This is a genomic window from Microbulbifer sp. GL-2, from assembly GCF_007183175.1.
Taxonomy (GTDB): domain Bacteria; phylum Pseudomonadota; class Gammaproteobacteria; order Pseudomonadales; family Cellvibrionaceae; genus Microbulbifer.
Genome location: NZ_AP019807.1, coordinates 1205404 through 1222528, shown reverse-complemented (window position 1 = coordinate 1222528; position 17125 = coordinate 1205404). Strand labels below are relative to the sequence as shown.

General features: G+C 46.7%; 13 protein-coding genes. 7 read left to right on the top strand and 6 right to left on the bottom strand.

Annotated elements, in window-relative coordinates:
* From tssE to tssH, 4 genes are read left to right on the top strand one after another with little or no spacing between them, the layout of a single operon-like run.
* Positions 1 to 474, top strand: a complete 474-nt coding sequence (tssE, locus tag GL2_RS05275) for a type VI secretion system baseplate subunit TssE (protein WP_143729615.1) — start codon at positions 1 to 3, stop codon at positions 472 to 474.
* Positions 474 to 2303, top strand: a complete 1830-nt coding sequence (tssF, locus tag GL2_RS05270) for a type VI secretion system baseplate subunit TssF (protein WP_143729614.1) — start codon at positions 474 to 476, stop codon at positions 2301 to 2303. Before tssE ends, tssF begins: the two co-directional genes overlap by 1 nt.
* Positions 2267 to 3397, top strand: coding sequence for a type VI secretion system baseplate subunit TssG (gene tssG, locus GL2_RS05265; RefSeq protein ID WP_143729613.1), 1131 nt, complete (start codon positions 2267 to 2269; stop codon positions 3395 to 3397). Before tssF ends, tssG begins: the two co-directional genes overlap by 37 nt.
* A 39-nt stretch (positions 3398 to 3436) precedes the next feature.
* The gene (gene tssH / locus GL2_RS05260; RefSeq protein WP_172621066.1) at positions 3437 to 6100 is read left to right on the top strand and encodes a type VI secretion system ATPase TssH; all 2664 of its coding nucleotides are present in this window, start codon (positions 3437 to 3439) and stop codon (positions 6098 to 6100) included.
* A gap of 97 nt (positions 6101 to 6197) precedes the next feature.
* Here the strand turns inward: tssH and GL2_RS05255 are convergent, their stop codons facing one another.
* The 6 genes from GL2_RS05255 to GL2_RS05230 all read right to left on the bottom strand — a co-directional run bounded on the left by GL2_RS05255 (position 6198) and on the right by GL2_RS05230 (position 11816).
* Entirely contained in the window at positions 6198 to 7352 is a 1155-nt protein-coding gene (locus GL2_RS05255) for a lipase family protein (protein WP_143729612.1), read from the bottom strand.
* Positions 7353 to 7374: 22 nt separating this feature from the next.
* On the bottom strand, positions 7375 to 7779 hold the full coding sequence (locus GL2_RS05250) for a DUF4198 domain-containing protein (protein ID WP_143729611.1): 405 nt from the start codon (positions 7777 to 7779) through the stop codon (positions 7375 to 7377).
* A 585-nt stretch (positions 7780 to 8364) separates the two neighbouring features.
* Positions 8365 to 8658: a PAAR domain-containing protein gene (locus tag GL2_RS05245; protein ID WP_020413592.1), complete on the bottom strand. Its 294-nt coding sequence runs from the start codon at positions 8656 to 8658 to the stop codon at positions 8365 to 8367.
* A gap of 3 nt (positions 8659 to 8661) precedes the next feature.
* The gene (locus tag GL2_RS05240; RefSeq protein ID WP_143729610.1) at positions 8662 to 9240 is read right to left on the bottom strand and encodes a hypothetical protein; all 579 of its coding nucleotides are present in this window, start codon (positions 9238 to 9240) and stop codon (positions 8662 to 8664) included.
* A 16-nt stretch (positions 9241 to 9256) separates the two neighbouring features.
* Positions 9257 to 11164 carry a type VI secretion system Vgr family protein gene (locus GL2_RS05235; protein ID WP_143729609.1) on the bottom strand — a complete coding sequence of 636 codons (1908 nt, stop codon included), beginning with the start codon at positions 11162 to 11164 and terminating at the stop codon, positions 9257 to 9259.
* A gap of 163 nt (positions 11165 to 11327) precedes the next feature.
* Entirely contained in the window at positions 11328 to 11816 is a 489-nt protein-coding gene (locus GL2_RS05230; RefSeq protein ID WP_143729608.1) for a type VI secretion system tube protein Hcp, read from the bottom strand.
* Between the two features lie 606 nt (positions 11817 to 12422).
* Between GL2_RS05230 and GL2_RS05225 the strand changes: the two genes are divergently transcribed.
* From GL2_RS05225 to GL2_RS05215, 3 genes are all read left to right on the top strand, one after another.
* The gene (locus tag GL2_RS05225; protein ID WP_143729607.1) at positions 12423 to 14528 is read left to right on the top strand and encodes a serine/threonine-protein kinase; all 2106 of its coding nucleotides are present in this window, start codon (positions 12423 to 12425) and stop codon (positions 14526 to 14528) included.
* On the top strand, positions 14507 to 15040 hold the full coding sequence (locus tag GL2_RS05220; protein ID WP_143729606.1) for an SUMF1/EgtB/PvdO family nonheme iron enzyme: 534 nt from the start codon (positions 14507 to 14509) through the stop codon (positions 15038 to 15040). Before GL2_RS05225 ends, GL2_RS05220 begins: the two co-directional genes overlap by 22 nt.
* Before the next feature lie 223 nt (positions 15041 to 15263).
* Positions 15264 to 17075: a ShlB/FhaC/HecB family hemolysin secretion/activation protein gene (locus GL2_RS05215; protein WP_232053771.1), complete on the top strand. Its 1812-nt coding sequence runs from the start codon at positions 15264 to 15266 to the stop codon at positions 17073 to 17075.
* Positions 17076 to 17125: the final 50 nt, after the last annotated feature.

Genomic DNA, 17125 nt, shown 5'->3' with positions numbered 1-17125 from the left:
ATGGCAAAGGAAAAACGTCTATTGGCGCCTGTGTTGGACAGATTACTGGAGTCCTCCAATAGGTTGGATATGCATCAATCACATCAGGTGTTGCGGCAGTTGCGTGAGGGAGTTCGACGCGACCTCGAATACCTGTTTAATACTCGCTATCGTTGTATCTCTGTTCCTGATGGATTGGAAAACCTCGAATACTCCAATATTAATTACGGTCTCCCGGATTTATCCACGGTGAATTTATCCTCACTGAGCAGTAGGAAGCAGTTTTGCCGAGATATAGAGAAAACGATCTTAAATTTTGAACCGAGAATACGTTCTGTAAAAGTTACCACCCAGGAAAAGGTTGATGCAGAGGATCCGAGTATACGCTTCCGTGTGGAAGCAGTTTTACACGTAAATCCGGCCGCAGAAGTGATTGTTTTCGATTCGGCCCTGAATCCAGTGACCCAAATGGTAGACGTGTCTGAGATTATGTAATGAGTGAAAAATTAATAGATCTCTACGAGCGTGAATTAGCCTTTATTCAGCAAACTTCTGCTGAGTTTGCCCGAATGCATCCCGCAGCTGCTTCACGCCTGCAATTGGATGCTGAAACAGTTGACGACCCGCTGGTAGGACGTTTGCTATCGGGTTTTGCCTATATGAATGCGCGGGTGCAGCAAAAACTCAGCGATGATTTTCCAGAGCTGACAGATGCGATGCTGGAAACTCTATATCCGCATTACCTGCGGCCAATTCCCTCGTTTGCCATTGTCCAGTTTGAACCGGAAGCAGATCTCGACGCTATCACTCCAGTTGAGGCAAGAACTCTATTGGAAAGTGAGAGTTTCCAAGGGCAGACCTGCCGCTTTACTACCAGTTACCCCGTAGATATCAGTCCATTCCAGCCGGTTAGCGCAAGCTTGATGCCGCGGCCTTTTATTGCACCAGGCTGTAATGATATCCAGGGGGCTAATGCGGTTCTAAAACTTTCCTTAAAAGCTTTAAGTCCAGATTTGAGCTTTGCGGAAATGAAACCGGAAAATTTACGCTTTTTTCTGCGCGGTCAAGCCTCGCATGTTTATGCCCTTTATGACCTGTTACTGACAAAGTGTGTAAAGCTTGTTGTTGCTAATGGCGAAAGTGACCCCAAGCCGACCTTCCTTACTCCAGAAGATATTAGGCAGGTAGGGCTGGATGAAGACCAGGGGTTGTTGCCGTATCCAGATACCGCGTTTAACGGTTATCGACTACTTACTGAGTATTTTGCATTTCCGGAAAAATTCCTGTTTCTGGATGTTGCCAATTTGCACAAGGCTTTGAATGATAACTACGGAGATACTTTAAATCTCTATTTTTATCTCTCCGAAACCCATGAAGAACTGGAAAAACAGCTGGTCCCCAGTATGTTTGCACTCGGTTGTACACCGGTTGTTAACCTGTTCAGCCAGAGTGCAGACCCAATACCTCTGAGTCACACACAATATAATTACCAAATTGTGCCCGATGCCCGGCGCAGTGATGGCCTGGAAATATATTCCATTGATGAGGTGGCTGCGACAGATGGAGATGGGGAGACGACTAACTATCGGCCATTTTATGGAATCAAGCACAGCCAGCACCATGCCGAGCAGTCCGCTTTTTGGTACAGTCGGCGCCGCGACGTCATTGAAGGTGAGCATCGCAATGAGCAGGCATCCGAGGTGGACATCAGCCTGGTAGATCTCGACTTCAATCCACACAGAATCAGTGATCAGACACTGGACATAAAGCTGACCTGCTGCAATCGCAATCTGCCAAAAAAATTACCCAGCGGGAATGCTCAGCCTTATCTTGAAGTCGTGGATGGAGATGTTCCAGCCAGTCGAATCAGCAGTGTAGTGGCTCCTACCGCTACGTTGAGACCACCTAGGAGGGAGCGTGGTTACTGGCGATTAATCTCCCACCTGAACCTGAACCATCTCTCCCTTTCTGGTGATCAGGGTTGCGATGCACTGAAAGAGATATTCAGATTGTATGATTTCCGTGACTCTGCCAGTACCCGTAACCTGATCGAGTCACTGTTAAAATTGAATACCAAGCCTGTTACCGCGCCAATTCAGATTGACCAAAGCGTTGTTCTTTGTCGGGGTACCGAAGTGGAGATTGAGCTTGATTCAATGATGCTGACTGGTACCAGCCCACTTTTACTAGCCAGTATTATTGAGCGCTTTTTGGGCCTCTATTGTTCTATTAATTCGTTTACCAAATTGATTGCCACCATGAGTGGAAGAGATGGAGACTTGAAAAGATGGCCACCTCGCGCCGGCGAAAAAGCTTTACTGTAATAGAGCGGCTGCGTCGAGAGCCCTACAATTTTGATTTTTTCCAGGCCGTTCGCCTTGTGGAGCGAGCTGTTTCCATGTCCGATGGGGATTTCTGCAATGAACCCATCGCTGGGGCTGCGCCGCCGTCAAAGGAGTTAATCCGCTTTAGCGCACAGTCTGGGCTGTCATTTGTTGGTTCAGATGTGCTGCGCTTAGAGAAAAAGCAGTCTGCTGGTACAGAAGCGCAAGAACATGATTTAAACCAGTGGCATATGGAGGTTGGCTTTACGGGGCTGATCGGTAGTCAGGGAGTGATGCCTTATTACCTGACCGAGCTGGTACAAAAGGAACTAAGAGAAAATAATACTGCTCTGCGTGATTTTCTCGATATGTTCAATCACCGCCATGTGTCACTCTTTTATCAGGCTTGGTACAAATATCAGCTGCCGGTCAATTATGAGCGTCAGCGTCTGCGCACTGAACGTGATCCCGATCTCTTTACCCAGGCAATTGCCTCCCTGGCTGGACTTGGCACCAGTGAAATGCGTTATCGCATGCCGGTGCCTGATGAGGCAATGTTGGGGATGGCCGGCCATCTTAGCCAGGGGCACTGCTCCGCTGCTGCTCTGACCAGTATGATTAAACACTATTTTGATCTTACTGTGAGTGTTGAGCAATTTCAGGGGCAATGGGATGAATTACCCAAAGATATTCTCTGTCGCCTGCCCTGTGATGAAGCGCCCAGTGGGGTGAATAATTGCCTGGGTATAAATACGATTTTGGGTACACACTGTTTCCAGGCACAGAATAAATTCCGTGTGATTATTGAGCCGATGGCTTATGAGCAATTTATGACAATTGCACCGGGAACCCAGAAACTTGAAGCGTTAAAAGCATTTATTAAATTTAGCGCCGGTGTTGAAATGGACTTTGAACTTTCCGTGTCTTTACCAACTGAGCAGATATCCCCGGTACAGTTAAACAGGAAATCTGAAAGTGAACCCTTATTGGGATGGAATACCCATATGGCCAGTGAGCATGAGGCTGTGGATCCGGTACAAATTACATTGAGTGCTGAAAATTTGTCTCCCGATGAAGCTTTACCAACAGCATAAGTAATATTTAACAATAATTTTTAAAAGGACCTTTACGCCGTGATTAATATTGATCTGAAGCGGTTAGTGGATACCATGACACCGCACATGCGTGATTCTCTTGAGGGTGCTGCCGGCCTGTGTCTGGCACAGAACCAGTACAATGTTGAGCTGGAGCACTGGCTGCTTAAGCTCCTGGATCAGTCCGATACGGACCTATATCACCTGTTAGAAAAGCATGACTGTAATCCGGCCAATTTTGCCAAGCAGCTGGCTACGGCAATTGCTGCATTCCGTTCCGGCAGCAGCCGGCCACCGGCGCTTTCTCCTACGATTGTGGAAGCAGGCAAAAATGCCTGGATGCTTGCCTCTATTGACTACGGCCATAGGGCAATTAGTTCGGGCCACTTCCTGGCGGCTCTATTGTTGGAGGAAACCTCCCGTCGACAAATTCTGGAGTCCTGTCCGGAACTTAAAAATATTGCCCCGGAATCTATTCGCGAAACTGCCAGAGCCATGTTTGGCCAGAGCGGGGAATCCAGCCATATCGGTGCCGCCGCAGCCAGTAGCGATGGTGCTTCCGCGGTAGCTGCTGCGGCGAGTAAGGCACCAGCGCTGGATAAGTACACAATTAACCTTACCGAAAGAGCCAAGAAAGGCGAGATTGATCCGGTACTTGGCCGGGATGAGGAAATTCGCCAGTGTATCGATATCCTCACCCGTCGCCGCCAGAATAATCCGATTCTCACAGGTGAGGCGGGTGTCGGTAAAACCGCAGTCGTGGAGGGCTTTGCCCTGCGCATAGCTAGTGGCGATGTGCCTGCGCCACTACGCGGTGTGGCAGTACGCACTCTCGATCTTGGTCTGTTGCAAGCGGGAGCCAGTGTTAAAGGTGAATTCGAAAACCGCTTGAAATCCGTTATCGAGGAAGTTCGTGCTTCGGCTACACCGATAATCCTCTTTATCGATGAGGCCCACACTATGATTGGTGCTGGTGGTAAAGAAGGGCAGGGCGATGCAGCTAACCTTCTGAAGCCAGCACTGGCCAGGGGAGAATTACGGACTCTCGCGGCAACCACATGGGCGGAATACAAAAAATATTTCGAGCGCGACCCGGCCCTGACTCGACGTTTTCAAGTCGTAAAAGTGGAAGAGCCGGACGAAAACAATGCGATTGATATGATGCGTGGTATTGCCACATCCCTGGAACAGCACCACAAGGTGCGAATTTTGGATGAAGCGATAATCGCATCGGTAAAATTATCGCATCGCTATATTCCAGGTCGTCAACTTCCCGACAAATCTGTAAGCCTGTTAGACACAGCCTGTGCGCGGGTGGCTCTGAGCCAATCTGCAACTCCAGGAGCAATTGAAGACGCTCGCATCAATATCGATCGTACGAATAACACGCTGGCCAAATTAGAGCGTGAAAATGCGGCCATGGGTGAGCATGAGGAACAATTGATTGAATTGCGGGAATTCAAACAGGTTGAAGAACAGCGCCTGGAATCCCTGGAGCAGCAGCTTATACAAGAAAATGAGCTGATTGAGCAGATCCAGAAACTGCGTGATCAAATTGATGCAGAATTTATTAAAACCCAGAGCGGTGAAGAGAGCCCAGATGCCGCTTTGCTATCTGATTACCAGCAACAGCTGAAGACACTTACAGCAGACCTGATAGGAATCCAAGGGGATACCCCATTAATGCAGCCTGCCGTAGATGAGCAGGCTATTGCAGCGGTTGTCGCCAATTGGACTGGAATTCCAGTGGGCAAGATGGTGAGCGATGAAATTGTCGCAATAAAGACACTGGCTGAGCGTTTGAATAAACGTGTTATTGGACAGCCGCATGCAATTGAAGCTGTTGCCCAGGCAATCCGTACTTCACGTGCTGGACTGACAGACCCCCGTAAGCCGGTAGGGGTATTTATGTTCTGTGGAACCAGTGGCGTGGGTAAAACGGAAACCGCTCTGGCACTGGCTGATGAATTGTATGGAGGTGAACAGAGTATAACCACAATTAATATGGCAGAGTTCAAGGAAGAGCATAAGGTGTCCATGTTGCTCGGTTCTCCTCCCGGGTATGTTGGCTATGGTGAAGGTGGTGTACTCACTGAAGCGGCACGCCGTAAGCCTTACTCAGTAATCCTGTTGGATGAAATGGAGAAAGCACATCCTGGAGTACAGGATATTTTCTATAATTTGTTCGATAAGGGCACTATTAAGGATGGTGAGGGTCGTGATATCGACTTTAAGAATACTGTCATCATCATGACTTCAAACGCTGGTGAAGATGCTATCAGAGCTATCTTTAATCAGGTCGAAGAAAAGCCAGAGCCTGACGTCCTGTTGGATAATGTCCGCCCTCATCTGTTACAGAAGTTTAAGCCTGCATTCCTTGGTAGAGCCAATGTGGTAGCTTACTACCCATTGGATGACGAGGATCTGGTTGAAATCTGTAAAATCAATATGCGTAAAATTGAGAAACGGGTTCGTGAGCACTATGGTGCTACTTTCTCATATGATGAGGATGTGCTTATTAATATTGTGGCACGTTGTCATGAGGCGGATACTGGCGCCCGTAATATTGAGGTGATTTTAAACAAAACTCTACTACCAGAATTAGCCAGTGAATGCCTGGATAAGATGGCGAAAGGTGAAGAGGTTAAAGTAATTAAAGTTTCTGCGACTGAGGAAGGCGACTTTGCCTATAGCGTAGAATAATCAGAAAACTAGCCCAGCAGTGGAGTCCACTGGATTGCACTACTGGGCTGGGTACCACTTAATGCCATATTGCTATAGTTACTTATGCTAAACCAGATTAATGGATCATTCGTCCTGCTCTCATTACCAAGTCAGAGATGACCCTGTGCATACGCAAGAACACCATGCGTATAAATGAGACGGTGATATCCACGCCTTCTACGATAGTCATACCGATTAACTGCGCAAATCTACGTATAAGGCGCATTACCCAGAAAGAAATATCTTTACTAACTTGGTAGGCGTTGTGTAAGAATATTGCTAATCTGTCTAAGATTGTAAATGTTGTACTTCCTGCGACAACTAGAGAGATTCCAGCCAAGTGACCAATCTTCTTTAATACCCAGAGTAACGCCTCTCCTGCGATCCAAGCGGTATTCATGGATAATGATAGAATACCATCAGATTTGAGCCATGCCTCGATGCTTTTATCCAAATTGCCTTTTGGCTTTCTTTGTTTAACCATGTCCCAATCAAGGCTCGTTTCATTCGGTGCGACAGAGTCAATATAGGTTTCACTACTATGATTAGTAAGAGGATTATAGCTTGGGCTTGGTAGTTCAAAATCACCTGCTCCGCCGTTAGGTACATGAACAAATGGCCAAGTAGGTACCATGGGAACAGCATCGGCTCGATGATAAACTCGGTAGATATTGTCAGGAGTTAATCGACGTTTACAATTATTGGAGAATTGATCAAGTCCAACCCTGGGGCTCCCATAAGTGTAAAGCTTTACAGTTTTTCCTGTGTTAGAGGAGAGCCAGTCCGCAGCTAGAGTCGCTAAAGCCCCACCTAGGCTATGCCCAATGCAGTGTATTGTATGTATATTAGATGGAAGATTTTGAGAAAAATTTTCTAGCTGGGGAAAGAAGCTTTCGAATGTATAGTAGAAGCCCTGATGTACTGACCCACCAGTATGGAATCGTTTAATACCTGCATTTAGATCTGTTAACAGATCGTAACCGCTGGCAGTTCCTTTTAAAGCTACAAAAGCCTGCCCTTTAAAATTATCTTTACCACATGTCGCGATGCCCATCGCGTGAGTGCTTTTTATTAGAGTAAAAGCACCTGTTTTTCCTTGCATTTTATTAGGGAGGTTTTCTTTTATGTCAAAATCGTCCTTGTATAGATCAAAGAAAAGCTTTTGATCATTAGGTTTCTTGATTAAGTAAATATCTGCAGCAAGCTGAGCACTATATTGTGGTGTGAGCATTGTTTTTTGATCCTTTTTAGTTTTAAATAAATTTGCACGAGGTCTTTACCGCTGACTTGAACTTTCTTTCTGTTTTTGGCTCGTCAGAGAGTTCGCACGTTAGATTAATCGGGTTACCGTTCATCTCTGAATTTTCACCAGGATTTCTTTTTGCATAAATCCAAATTAAATAGTTATTGTTTTTATATTCTACGTTTATGCTTTGCGAGGAAATAAATTCAACAGGTAGCGCCTGAGTAAATGAGCTTTCAAATTTTGCAGGAAGATCAATATTCCCATCTTCATCTGAAGTAAAGAAGTCAACTTGCTCATCTTTCCAGTCAATTGTCCGAATAACTTTTGCACCTGCGGCGGGTTCGCCATTTAAGGTGAGTCGAATTTTCATTTCTGAAAACGTGCATGCTTTAAGGGGGTTTAAAAACGCCATTCCGTAAGTTCCTCCTGAGATAAATAGAAGAGATAAAATTATTGATGTTATTTTGAGAGGTGATATTTTATTGTACATAAGGGTTAGTTTTTCACGTTAGGATATATGAGCTCAATTTTCAGATTTTTCATTTTAAGCCTGATTGGGTTTTTTCATCGTATCTGGCCTGCTTAAAACTCTCTGTAGATGAATGCCTTGGATGCACACACTAACTAAAGGATAATTTCGAAGATTTTCTATGGCAAGTTAGCCTTTATTTGTTAAGCGGTTATTTATCTCGTCGTAGCTGCAGGGCTGAACTATATGAAGTGCATTAAAGAGTTTGAAGTTAATGTTTTTACTTCACGCTAAATGGATGCGAATATATAAATTAATATGCAGCTAATTAACTTTGAAGCTAGTAGATATCAGGCTAAAAACATAAAGGAGCTACTTGGTTTTTATGTGTGGCTCGCTTTTTCGTAACTATCTGTGAGTTGTATTTAAGGTAAATAATTACCTGCTTGCCCAAACAAAGGTGGCTTTTTTTATTTTATGCCCAGACAATCTATTTTTTATATCAAAGCACTATGGGTAGAATATTAATTAACCGCCAATCAAAACTGTCGGACATCCAATTACGATCTTGCCCCCATGGCCAGTTGTATCTCCCATGCGGGCAGCAGGCTTTTTTTGCAGCAATACGGTAGTACTGCCCATAGCTACGGTATCGGGCGGTCCCACACAGGTACAGGCACTGCCGACTGTGGCTGAGGGCATACCGCCGATAATAACGGTGGGTGCTCCGGGGCTTAAAATTGGCCCGCCCACATGGGGCACGGTGCCTGTCACCATTGGACAGACATGCATGTCCGTAATACGCGAAGCCGGCTTGCCCATTATTTAGTCCTCTATCCTGCCATTGCCGCCGCGTGCCAGGTCCAGCCCTTGACTCATATATCGGGCGAATCTTTTGCCGGGATCGACTGGGTCAGATAAAACTGCCGCGAGAGTGACACTACCGGCGACGGCGTGTGCATAAAGATGCTCTGGTGGCTCAACCACAGGCTCGCCTTCAGCCGCCAGACTTCCATGACACCAACTCGCCGCTGTAGCAGCCCAGCTCGCGGGGGTTTTGTGCTTGGTTTTATCGCCCAGTGTTTTGCACTTCAAGCGAATCTCTTCATTGGGCTTCTTGGCCCAGCTTTCTGCGGCTATTAATGCATTTACATTGTCTTCATCAGTTTCAGGACCCTGGATATCCCGAGCCGCGAGACAGGCCCACCAAACAGCTTCACGTTTGGGGAGTCCGTGTGCTAATAGTTTGATGGCATCTGGGTAAAGACACGCATCAACCAGTTGATTAATACTGACTTCGGGAGCGGTATCGGGTACCAGGTGTTCTTCCGCTTCCTCGCTCACCTCAAAATTTTTCAGTAATTCTGCTGCGGTCAATGCCTGTACTTTAATCAGGTCAGTCATTAGTGATTAATCCCCATCAGTTGATCATAGTCACGCCGCCTTTCAGGGTAAGCATGCCGCCGCCCTTCACTTCGGCAGTGGCGTCGCCTTTGCAAGAAAGCATGGTGCCTTTGATGGTGATTCCCGCTGGGGTTAATTTGATACTGCTTCCCCCGACCTTTAATTCAATTGAAGCTTTTGAGGATATCTTGATAGCGCCCATGGCATCTGTGGTTTGTGAGCCCTTGCTAATTTTGAGTGTGTGATTACCTGAACCAATAGTGACAGTCTGGTTTCCTTTATCCACATTCAATTTTTGGTCACCTTTGGCAATAGTGACTACTTCGCTACCATCAGTTACGGTAATGCTACGATCCTGTTTAACTTCGAGGGTCTGTTTATTTTCTATTTTACCGGACTGGTCATTATGGATAACAAAGTTGTGATCCTTGCCGGCCTCCATATAGATTTCTTCGTTGCCACCTTTGTCATCAAACCGCAACTCATTGAAGGTGCTGCCTTCATATTCGGTTTTCCAGCCGCTCTGAGTGGCGGTGTAATTGGGGCCGGGATTATCGCCGTTGTACACCGCTCCGGTAATTAAAGGACGGTCGGGGTCGCCATTGATGTAGGTAACAACCACTTCCTGGTTTACCCTGGGTACAAAGTTTGCTCCCCAGTTTTTGCCTGCAAAGGACTGCATCACTCTAACCCAGCAACTATTTTGTTGTGAGTTCCAGGGGAACTTCACTTTCAGTTGGGTGTAGGGGTCCTGAGAGCTGTCGGATGCGGTTGCTTTAACTTCCAATACACGTGCCACTTGCGGTGAGTGTATTTTCTTCGCAGAGACATTCGGCTGTGGGCGTGGCATTACCGCAGATGGAATACAGCTGAAGGTATTGTGGAAGTGTGTTTCGTTACTGTTACCGTCTGCAGCTGAAACATGCACAGACGTAATAAGATACTTCCCTTTTTCGGACGACAGGCTGTGGTCAAAATTAAAACGCCCGCCGGCAGTAAAGGAAGGGCAGTCGCTACGTCCATGGCTCACATCAAATAGTGCTTCCTGAGCCTCCATGGCGCGCTCCGCCAGAGCCTTGTGGTAGCTATCCGTGAATTTGTGTTTGTGTTCGCCATCAGCCTGGAAGTGGTTCAGGCCATATAAACCACGCAGATAGTTAGAGACATCATTCAGCTTGCTGGTGGTTTTAACTTGCTGCTTATTGTCTTTGGTGGCAGTAAATTCACTGTAATCTTTGAGCTCAAAGCCGCCGCCATGGTAGTTGAAGTTTCTTCTCCAGCTACTCACTGTGTTTTTTGTGGGGTGGCTGCCACCTCCGTCATACTCAATTTTTGCACTTTCACAGTCGTAAAAATCCTGAGGATCATCGCAGAGCACCAGCTCATGCTGTCCTTCAGAGTGCTTGAAGTAGTAGGAGATGCCCTCTTCTGCCATTAAGCGATTGATAAATTCAAAGTCGCTCTCGTCAAACTGTACGCAGTATTCACGGGTGATGTATTCGGCATTTAGCTTTAAGGTCAGTTTGATAACCTTGCTGTATTCACCGAGCACTTCCTCGAGAATTTGCTTGGCAGACTTCTTTTCGAAAACTCTGTTGGAGCCTCCGAGGCTCGTGAACCACAGGCCAGGTTGAAGAATTGCGCTATAACTGCGCACGCCTTCGGCGTTTACATCGTGAAGGGAGAACTGGGTAACATAGCCATTAATATGGCGCGGTGTCTCGGAGTGGTGGATAGAGACGGTTACCGGTTTGCCAACAAGGTCCTTTTGTTCGATTGCGTGATCATCCGACAGAAGCTGTACTTCATAGCGAAAAAGCTTGGAGACATGCTCCTCACCTTGTAAGGTCGTTGCAATCAGCGCATCCGTGCCGACAGGGCTGTCGACCGTAATCATTCTTTTATCTTGATTGAGTGTAGCCATGGGCAGCCCCAACTATCCCTACGGTGCCAAATAAGAAATGAGATTTTGAAAATCTGCAGTTCTTTAGGTCAGTGCTCGTGTAAGCACTCAGCTAAAGAACTGGAGGGCGGTAGCCCGCAGATACTCTGCAGGCCACCGTTCAACCCGAAAAGAGTCGAACCAATTACAGCGGAGTCGCTGTAGTGAGGTCGTATCCAACCTTCATGTTCTTCGGGTTCTTGTTGCTCTTATCAGCGTGGTCCAGCTCTGCTTCGATTTTGGCGAAGCTCAGGGAGATAGATTCCTGAGGTGCACCACCGGCAGAAGCGCCAATGCTGTAAGAAGAGATGATTACGTCGGTCAGCTTGTAAACAGCGTATTTTTCTACAGAGTTAGCACCGGTCTGTACTACGTGGATCTCTACAGGTACGCCTTCGTCACCAGTTACAGAGGACTTGAACAGGCCACCGGAAGCTGCGTCGATGCGCTTGGTGAGGCTAACTTCGCTCAGGCTTGGACGAGAGGCTTCGCGGTTGGAGGTAGCACCGGCTTCCATGGTGATACCGCGGCCAACACCAAAGTTGAAGCTGTCAACTTCGATCCAGTCTTCGTAACCTTTGGCGGTGACGTTACCTTTGGTGGCTTTGTTATTGAAGTTCAGGTAGATAGCCATGGGGATTCCCTCTTGTTTGGCTTTTGATGTTGGTGGTTAATCCTTTACCACGGCGAAGAGTCAGTAGCTCAGGTAACGTCGCAGTGGCAACTGGGGTGATTTAAACAGAGGGAAAAGCAAAAAAAAACAGTATTTTTCTGTTATTAAATCGACTCTGGCACCAATTATTCAAAGCACTTATTCACTTGTCGGGATTATGCCAGCTGTGCGTATTCGACTCTGACACCAATATAATTTGAAATGAAGAAACACTATTGGTGAATCAGGGGGTAGTGAATCTGGTGAAATTTGAAAGGAATGTGAAACCATTAAGAATTGTTAGTTTTTTTAACCTAATTAAACTTATTTTGATTTGGTTGTGTATAAAAAACATGCTGTAAGGCTGCGTAATTGTCTGTATTTATCTGAAGGGCTTACGGTTCGCTGCATCAGTACTGGGGAAGCGTATTGATGGCATCTGTAGGCAAATTATTTCGAGTATACCTTCATTGTTGCTCCCAAGTCTGTTCGATATACTTTGCTCCTTTAATCACCACACCTACTTAGCTCGTAACAGATTTGTTGCGGCATTTGGATATGTCGTAATACTTTCCCAAGGAGGCGGAATTGAACGATAAGACACGTATTGTTCGGCCGAGTGGCACTCCGCCCGGCTCAGACCATCCCGAGAGTGGGCTGACAGAAGATGGTGATGTCACTGTCGTCGTGCGCCAGGATGCCACTGGAGCCAACGACCACCCGCGGATTCGTGGAGCACAGCCGATAACCCCCAATGCCGCTGCAGATTTTGAAGCTGATGCGACAGTCTTCAGTCCTGCTCCACATAAAGCTTCCAGTCACCAAAAGGTCGGCGCTCAATTATCCGGAGGGATTCCGGCAAATCCCACTGAAACCCCAGATTCCTTCGAACCTCTGCCCTCAGGTGCGGTCACCAAGACAGTGATCAAAGGGCGCTTCGAACTGGATAAACTCCTGGGTGTTGGTGGTATGGGGGCAGTATATAAGGCCCTCGACCGCCGTAAGCTGGAAGCCAATGACAGCGAACCCTATGTTGCCATCAAGCTGCTGAACGATGACTTCCAGAAGCATCCTGATGCCTTTGTCTCCTTACAGCGCGAAGCGCGTAAGTCGCAAACACTGGCTCACCCCAATATCGTAACGGTCTACGATTTTGACCGTGATGGGGATCGTGTTTTTATGACAATGGAGTTCCTGGAAGGTGCTCCTCTTGACAAGCTACTGCGTGATCATACGGATGTAGGCCTTGAGCCTGAAAAAGCACGGTCGGTGTTTTCAGATATCTGTCAGGCGCTGATCTATGCACACTCGCATAAAATTGTCCATTCAGACTTTAAGCCAGGCAATATCTTCGTCACCAAAAATAAAGGGGCGAAGGTTTTCGATTTTGGCATCGCCCGGGCTGTATCGGAAGGGGGGATTGCCAACAAGACTGGCGAGACTACGGTATTTGATGCCGGTAGCCTTGGTGCCCTGACTCCCGCCTACGCGAGTTATGAAATGTTAAAAGGGGGTGAGCCTGCGCCCTCTGATGATGTCTATGCCTTGGGTTGTGTGGCCTATGAACTGTTTTGTGGCCGCCATCCCTATGACAAGACTCCTGCAGACAAGGCTTTTGAGCAGAAGTTGCGACTCAAGCGAATCAAGGGGCTTAACCGTCGTGAATGGCGTGCTCTTGAGTCTGCTCTAGAGCTGAAACGGGAAAATCGCACTGATACAGTCGAGAAATTTGTACAGGCCTTTTTTGTCAGCAACACCTGGAAATGGATTCTGGGAAGTGCCTTTGCCATGATGCTTGTTGGCGCTGGGGTTGGTTACAACTATTTGGAACAGCAGAATACGGCTGAACAAGAGAGGGTAAAAGTTGAGCTAGAGCTTAAATTGCAGAAGGAGCTGTTGGAACGGCGTATCAGCGATAAGAAAGAAGCGATTAGCCGACTGATCAAGTTGAGTATCTTGACACCAGCCTGGGAAAATGACCTTCGTTTGGAGCTTAGAGAGTATTCAGAGCTGAACCCAAGTGATGAAAATTTTCTGGATAATTCACGGCGTGAAATATCTGAGCTTTTCCTTGCCGCGGCAACCGGTCAGTTAAACCTGGGTAATCTGGATCAAGCGGATTTAATGTTGAGGAGTGCTGCGAACTGGTATGGAGTATCTAGCCAGGCAGTGGCTATCAAGTCTCAGCTCACCACAGATAGGGAAAACCTGCAAGCCCGACTAGAAACTGAGCGGCTGGAAGCTGAACGGGAAGCCGAGCGTCTTCGCCGACAGGAAGAGCGAGCCGAGCAGCGTCGCCTAACGGCAATCAAGCAGAAACAGATAGATACAATTCTTAATGAGATGGAAGCGACTCTTACTTGTGGCTTCGATATGAATGTGGCCGCTGTTGGAGCCCAACTTTCAAAACTAGCAAAAGTAGATGGTATCAAGGCTCAGCAGATACGTCCGGTTATCGGCCAAGAGCTGAGTAATTGTGCTTCCAGATTAGGCGCCAAGGACCCGATTCAGACAGAGGCCTTAGTAGGTGAGTTCAGGGCTCTTCTCCCCGGCTATCAGCCTCTTAAAGAGTTTAAGTTGGATTTTTGTGGGCATCTGGTACCAGGCAGTGGTGGCAGGGGGGGCGGTTTAGCTGCCGTGATCGCCTTGCAGATGGCGCCAAGGGGCCAGCAATGGTTGTTATTAAAGGGGTAAGTGGCAGACCCCTGGCTATCGGTAAATATGAGGTCAGTAACCGAGACCTCAAGCAGTTCTGCGGTATTACCAAACAGTGCTCCTCAGCGGAGTTCGGTGCAGAAGATTTTCCCGCAAATAACCTGACACTAGCGAACGCTGAGGCTTACCTAAGTTGGTTAAGTGATGAAACAGGTTATGTCTATCGTTTACCTACAGAGCAAGAGTGGTTTGCTGCAGCCAGTGCCAATGGTCAGGAGGAAGTGGCTGATAGAAACTGCCATCTTAAATATGGTGGGATTGAAAAAGGAGCAGAGTTCGTTCCAGCACAGTCCGGCTCCCCTAATAGATTTGGTCTGGTGAATTCAGTTGGCAATATCCAGGAGTGGGCACGAGGCACTGATAATGAGTTGTTGGCGCTAGGTGGTAACCGTCTGGACCCTATGAGCCGTTGTCTTGCTACGACTAAACGACTTCATAATGGTCAAGCTGATGAGTTTACAGGGTTTCGCATCGTCAGGGATGTAAATTGAACAATTAAAAACCGGCCCTTCCCAATAAGAAGTTCAGGGTCGGAATAACAAACAGAATTATCTTGGGGGAGTTATGTTCGGGCTTGAAAAAAGCAGGTTGGCGCTATTTATTGGTGCCAGCTTCCTATTGATGCAACTGCCAGTTTGTGCCCAGGAAGAGGATTCCAGCTTCCGCAGCCGTGTAAGGCAGGCATTTGACCAAAATACACCCACTATTAATGAGGTGGATGTAACTAAAGATTATCTTCAACGGACTTTCGAAGCGGAAGATCCTAACCTCAATACTGAAATACCAGAAATTTCCCAGCGTAATCAGGGACCGCGTATTACTGTTAAGGAATTTCAATTCCATCGGCTGGAAGAATATCCAGAATTTGGTATTGAGCGCGAAAAAATTGAACAGATGGCCGAAGAACTTCGCGTGAAGTTTATGAAAGAGGACAAAATCCTCGCCAGCGGTTATACCGTAGAAAACCTGGAAGAGCTGGCAGTTTTACTAGGTAATATGAATGCCCAGTTTAATCCAAATGGTCTGGGTCCGGCAGAATTAAAAAAGCTTGTCAGCGTTATAGAGAAGCAGAATAAAGAGCGTGGTTTGAGTTATGGGGATCTGGAAGATATAGCAGCGGAACTCACTAACTTTTATCGTCGCCAGGGACTCTTCCTGGCTCAAGTGCAAATACCGGCTCAAGATGTTGAAAATGGAATGGTCACTCTTACCGTACAAGAGGGGCTTCTAGGGCAGGTTGTTGCAGAAGATAATGAAGATTACTCAGACGAAAAACTGGCAGAACCCTTCGATGAACAGCGTGGCCACCTAGTAAATCATGAGAATATCGAGGAAGGGTTATATTTACTTAATGATCTGCCAGGATTAAATGTTACCGGGTATTTTAGTGCGGGTGATAACCCTGGTGAAACCAAGCTTAATTTAAAGGTTCGAGAGACGGATTCCTGGCGTGCATCGTTCAGAGCTGATAATCACGGCTCTCTGTATACCGGTAGTGAAAGGGTTTATGCGACTGTTGACTGGTTGAACCCCCTTGGATTTGGTGATGCTTTAACTTTAGGGTACTTAAAGTCAAACCCAGGGTCTGACAGTTACTATGGGTCTGATCTTGGTCAATTTAGATATAGTTTTCCCCTATTTGGTCCCCGTACCCGACTGGAAATATCAGCTGACCATAATGAGTTCGAGCTTGCTAATGATGAAGATGACAATGATGTGATTAATTTGCTGGAAATTACCGGCGTAAATACAAGTTACGCGCTTTCTTTGGATCATAAGTTTCGACGTTCCAGGGGTTTTAATCTAACAGGCTCCTTCGGCCTAACAGAAAAAAAATCTGACCTAGAAGGTATTATCGAGTTTACCAGTGACCACGTTTATGGCGGGGAAGTTGGTATTTATATGGATAGTCTTTCTAATGGCTTCCTTTCAATGCTGAATATATTAAGTGCTACCGTACAGTACGGTGAGCATCAAAATACGGTTGAAGAGGGTAGGGGGGACGACTTCAATAAGTTGGCAATTAACACCAGTTCCCTGATCTTCCTGCCCATGCCTTTTACCGATGACCACTCAAGGCTGATAGTAAAAGGAAGAGCCCAATACAGTGAAAGCAACCTGCCTGGGTTTGAGCAATTGTCACTGGGTGGAGCCAATGGTGTGCGTGCTTTCTCTGCAAGAGATTTTTCTGCAGATATGGGCGCAGTTGTTTCCGCAGAGTGGTATGTCAACTTCCCTGAATTCATGAATCCGATCCTGTTTAATCAGCGTTTAAATGATATTTTCCAAGTAGCATTGATTGCCGATGTTGGGTATGGCTATGTGAATAACTATGAGGAAACTGTGGAGGATGACTGGGCTCGATTCTCTGGGGGCGGGATGCTTTTTAAGATGAATTGGAGTGACAGATTCTCAAGTAAAATTTCTGTTGCTTGGCCAATTATGTCGAGTTCTTCGATAACAAATATTGCAATTGGTGAAGACGAGCCCACCGTCTACGCTGATTTCTCCGTTTTTTATAACTAAACAAATATTGTTTTCTGGAAACCTAAAAGTAGCAAGGTTCCTCTTCGCAA

Excerpts from the sequence above, each read along its gene's own strand:
- tssE (WP_143729615.1), top strand. The coding sequence starts at position 1 with ATGGCAAAGGAAAAACGTCTATTGGCGCCTGTGTTGGACAGATTACTG.
- tssF (WP_143729614.1), top strand. The coding sequence starts at position 474 with ATGAGTGAAAAATTAATAGATCTCTACGAGCGTGAATTAGCCTTTATT.
- tssG (WP_143729613.1), top strand. The coding sequence starts at position 2,267 with ATGGCCACCTCGCGCCGGCGAAAAAGCTTTACTGTAATAGAGCGGCTG.
- GL2_RS05255 (WP_143729612.1), bottom strand. The coding sequence starts at position 7,352 with ATGCTCACACCACAATATAGTGCTCAGCTTGCTGCAGATATTTACTTA.
- GL2_RS05250 (WP_143729611.1), bottom strand. The coding sequence starts at position 7,779 with ATGGCGTTTTTAAACCCCCTTAAAGCATGCACGTTTTCAGAAATGAAA.
- GL2_RS05245 (WP_020413592.1), bottom strand. The coding sequence starts at position 8,658 with ATGGGCAAGCCGGCTTCGCGTATTACGGACATGCATGTCTGTCCAATG.
- GL2_RS05240 (WP_143729610.1), bottom strand. The coding sequence starts at position 9,240 with ATGACTGACCTGATTAAAGTACAGGCATTGACCGCAGCAGAATTACTG.
- GL2_RS05235 (WP_143729609.1), bottom strand. The coding sequence starts at position 11,164 with ATGGCTACACTCAATCAAGATAAAAGAATGATTACGGTCGACAGCCCT.
- GL2_RS05230 (WP_143729608.1), bottom strand. The coding sequence starts at position 11,816 with ATGGCTATCTACCTGAACTTCAATAACAAAGCCACCAAAGGTAACGTC.
- GL2_RS05220 (WP_143729606.1), top strand. The coding sequence starts at position 14,507 with ATGGTTGTTATTAAAGGGGTAAGTGGCAGACCCCTGGCTATCGGTAAA.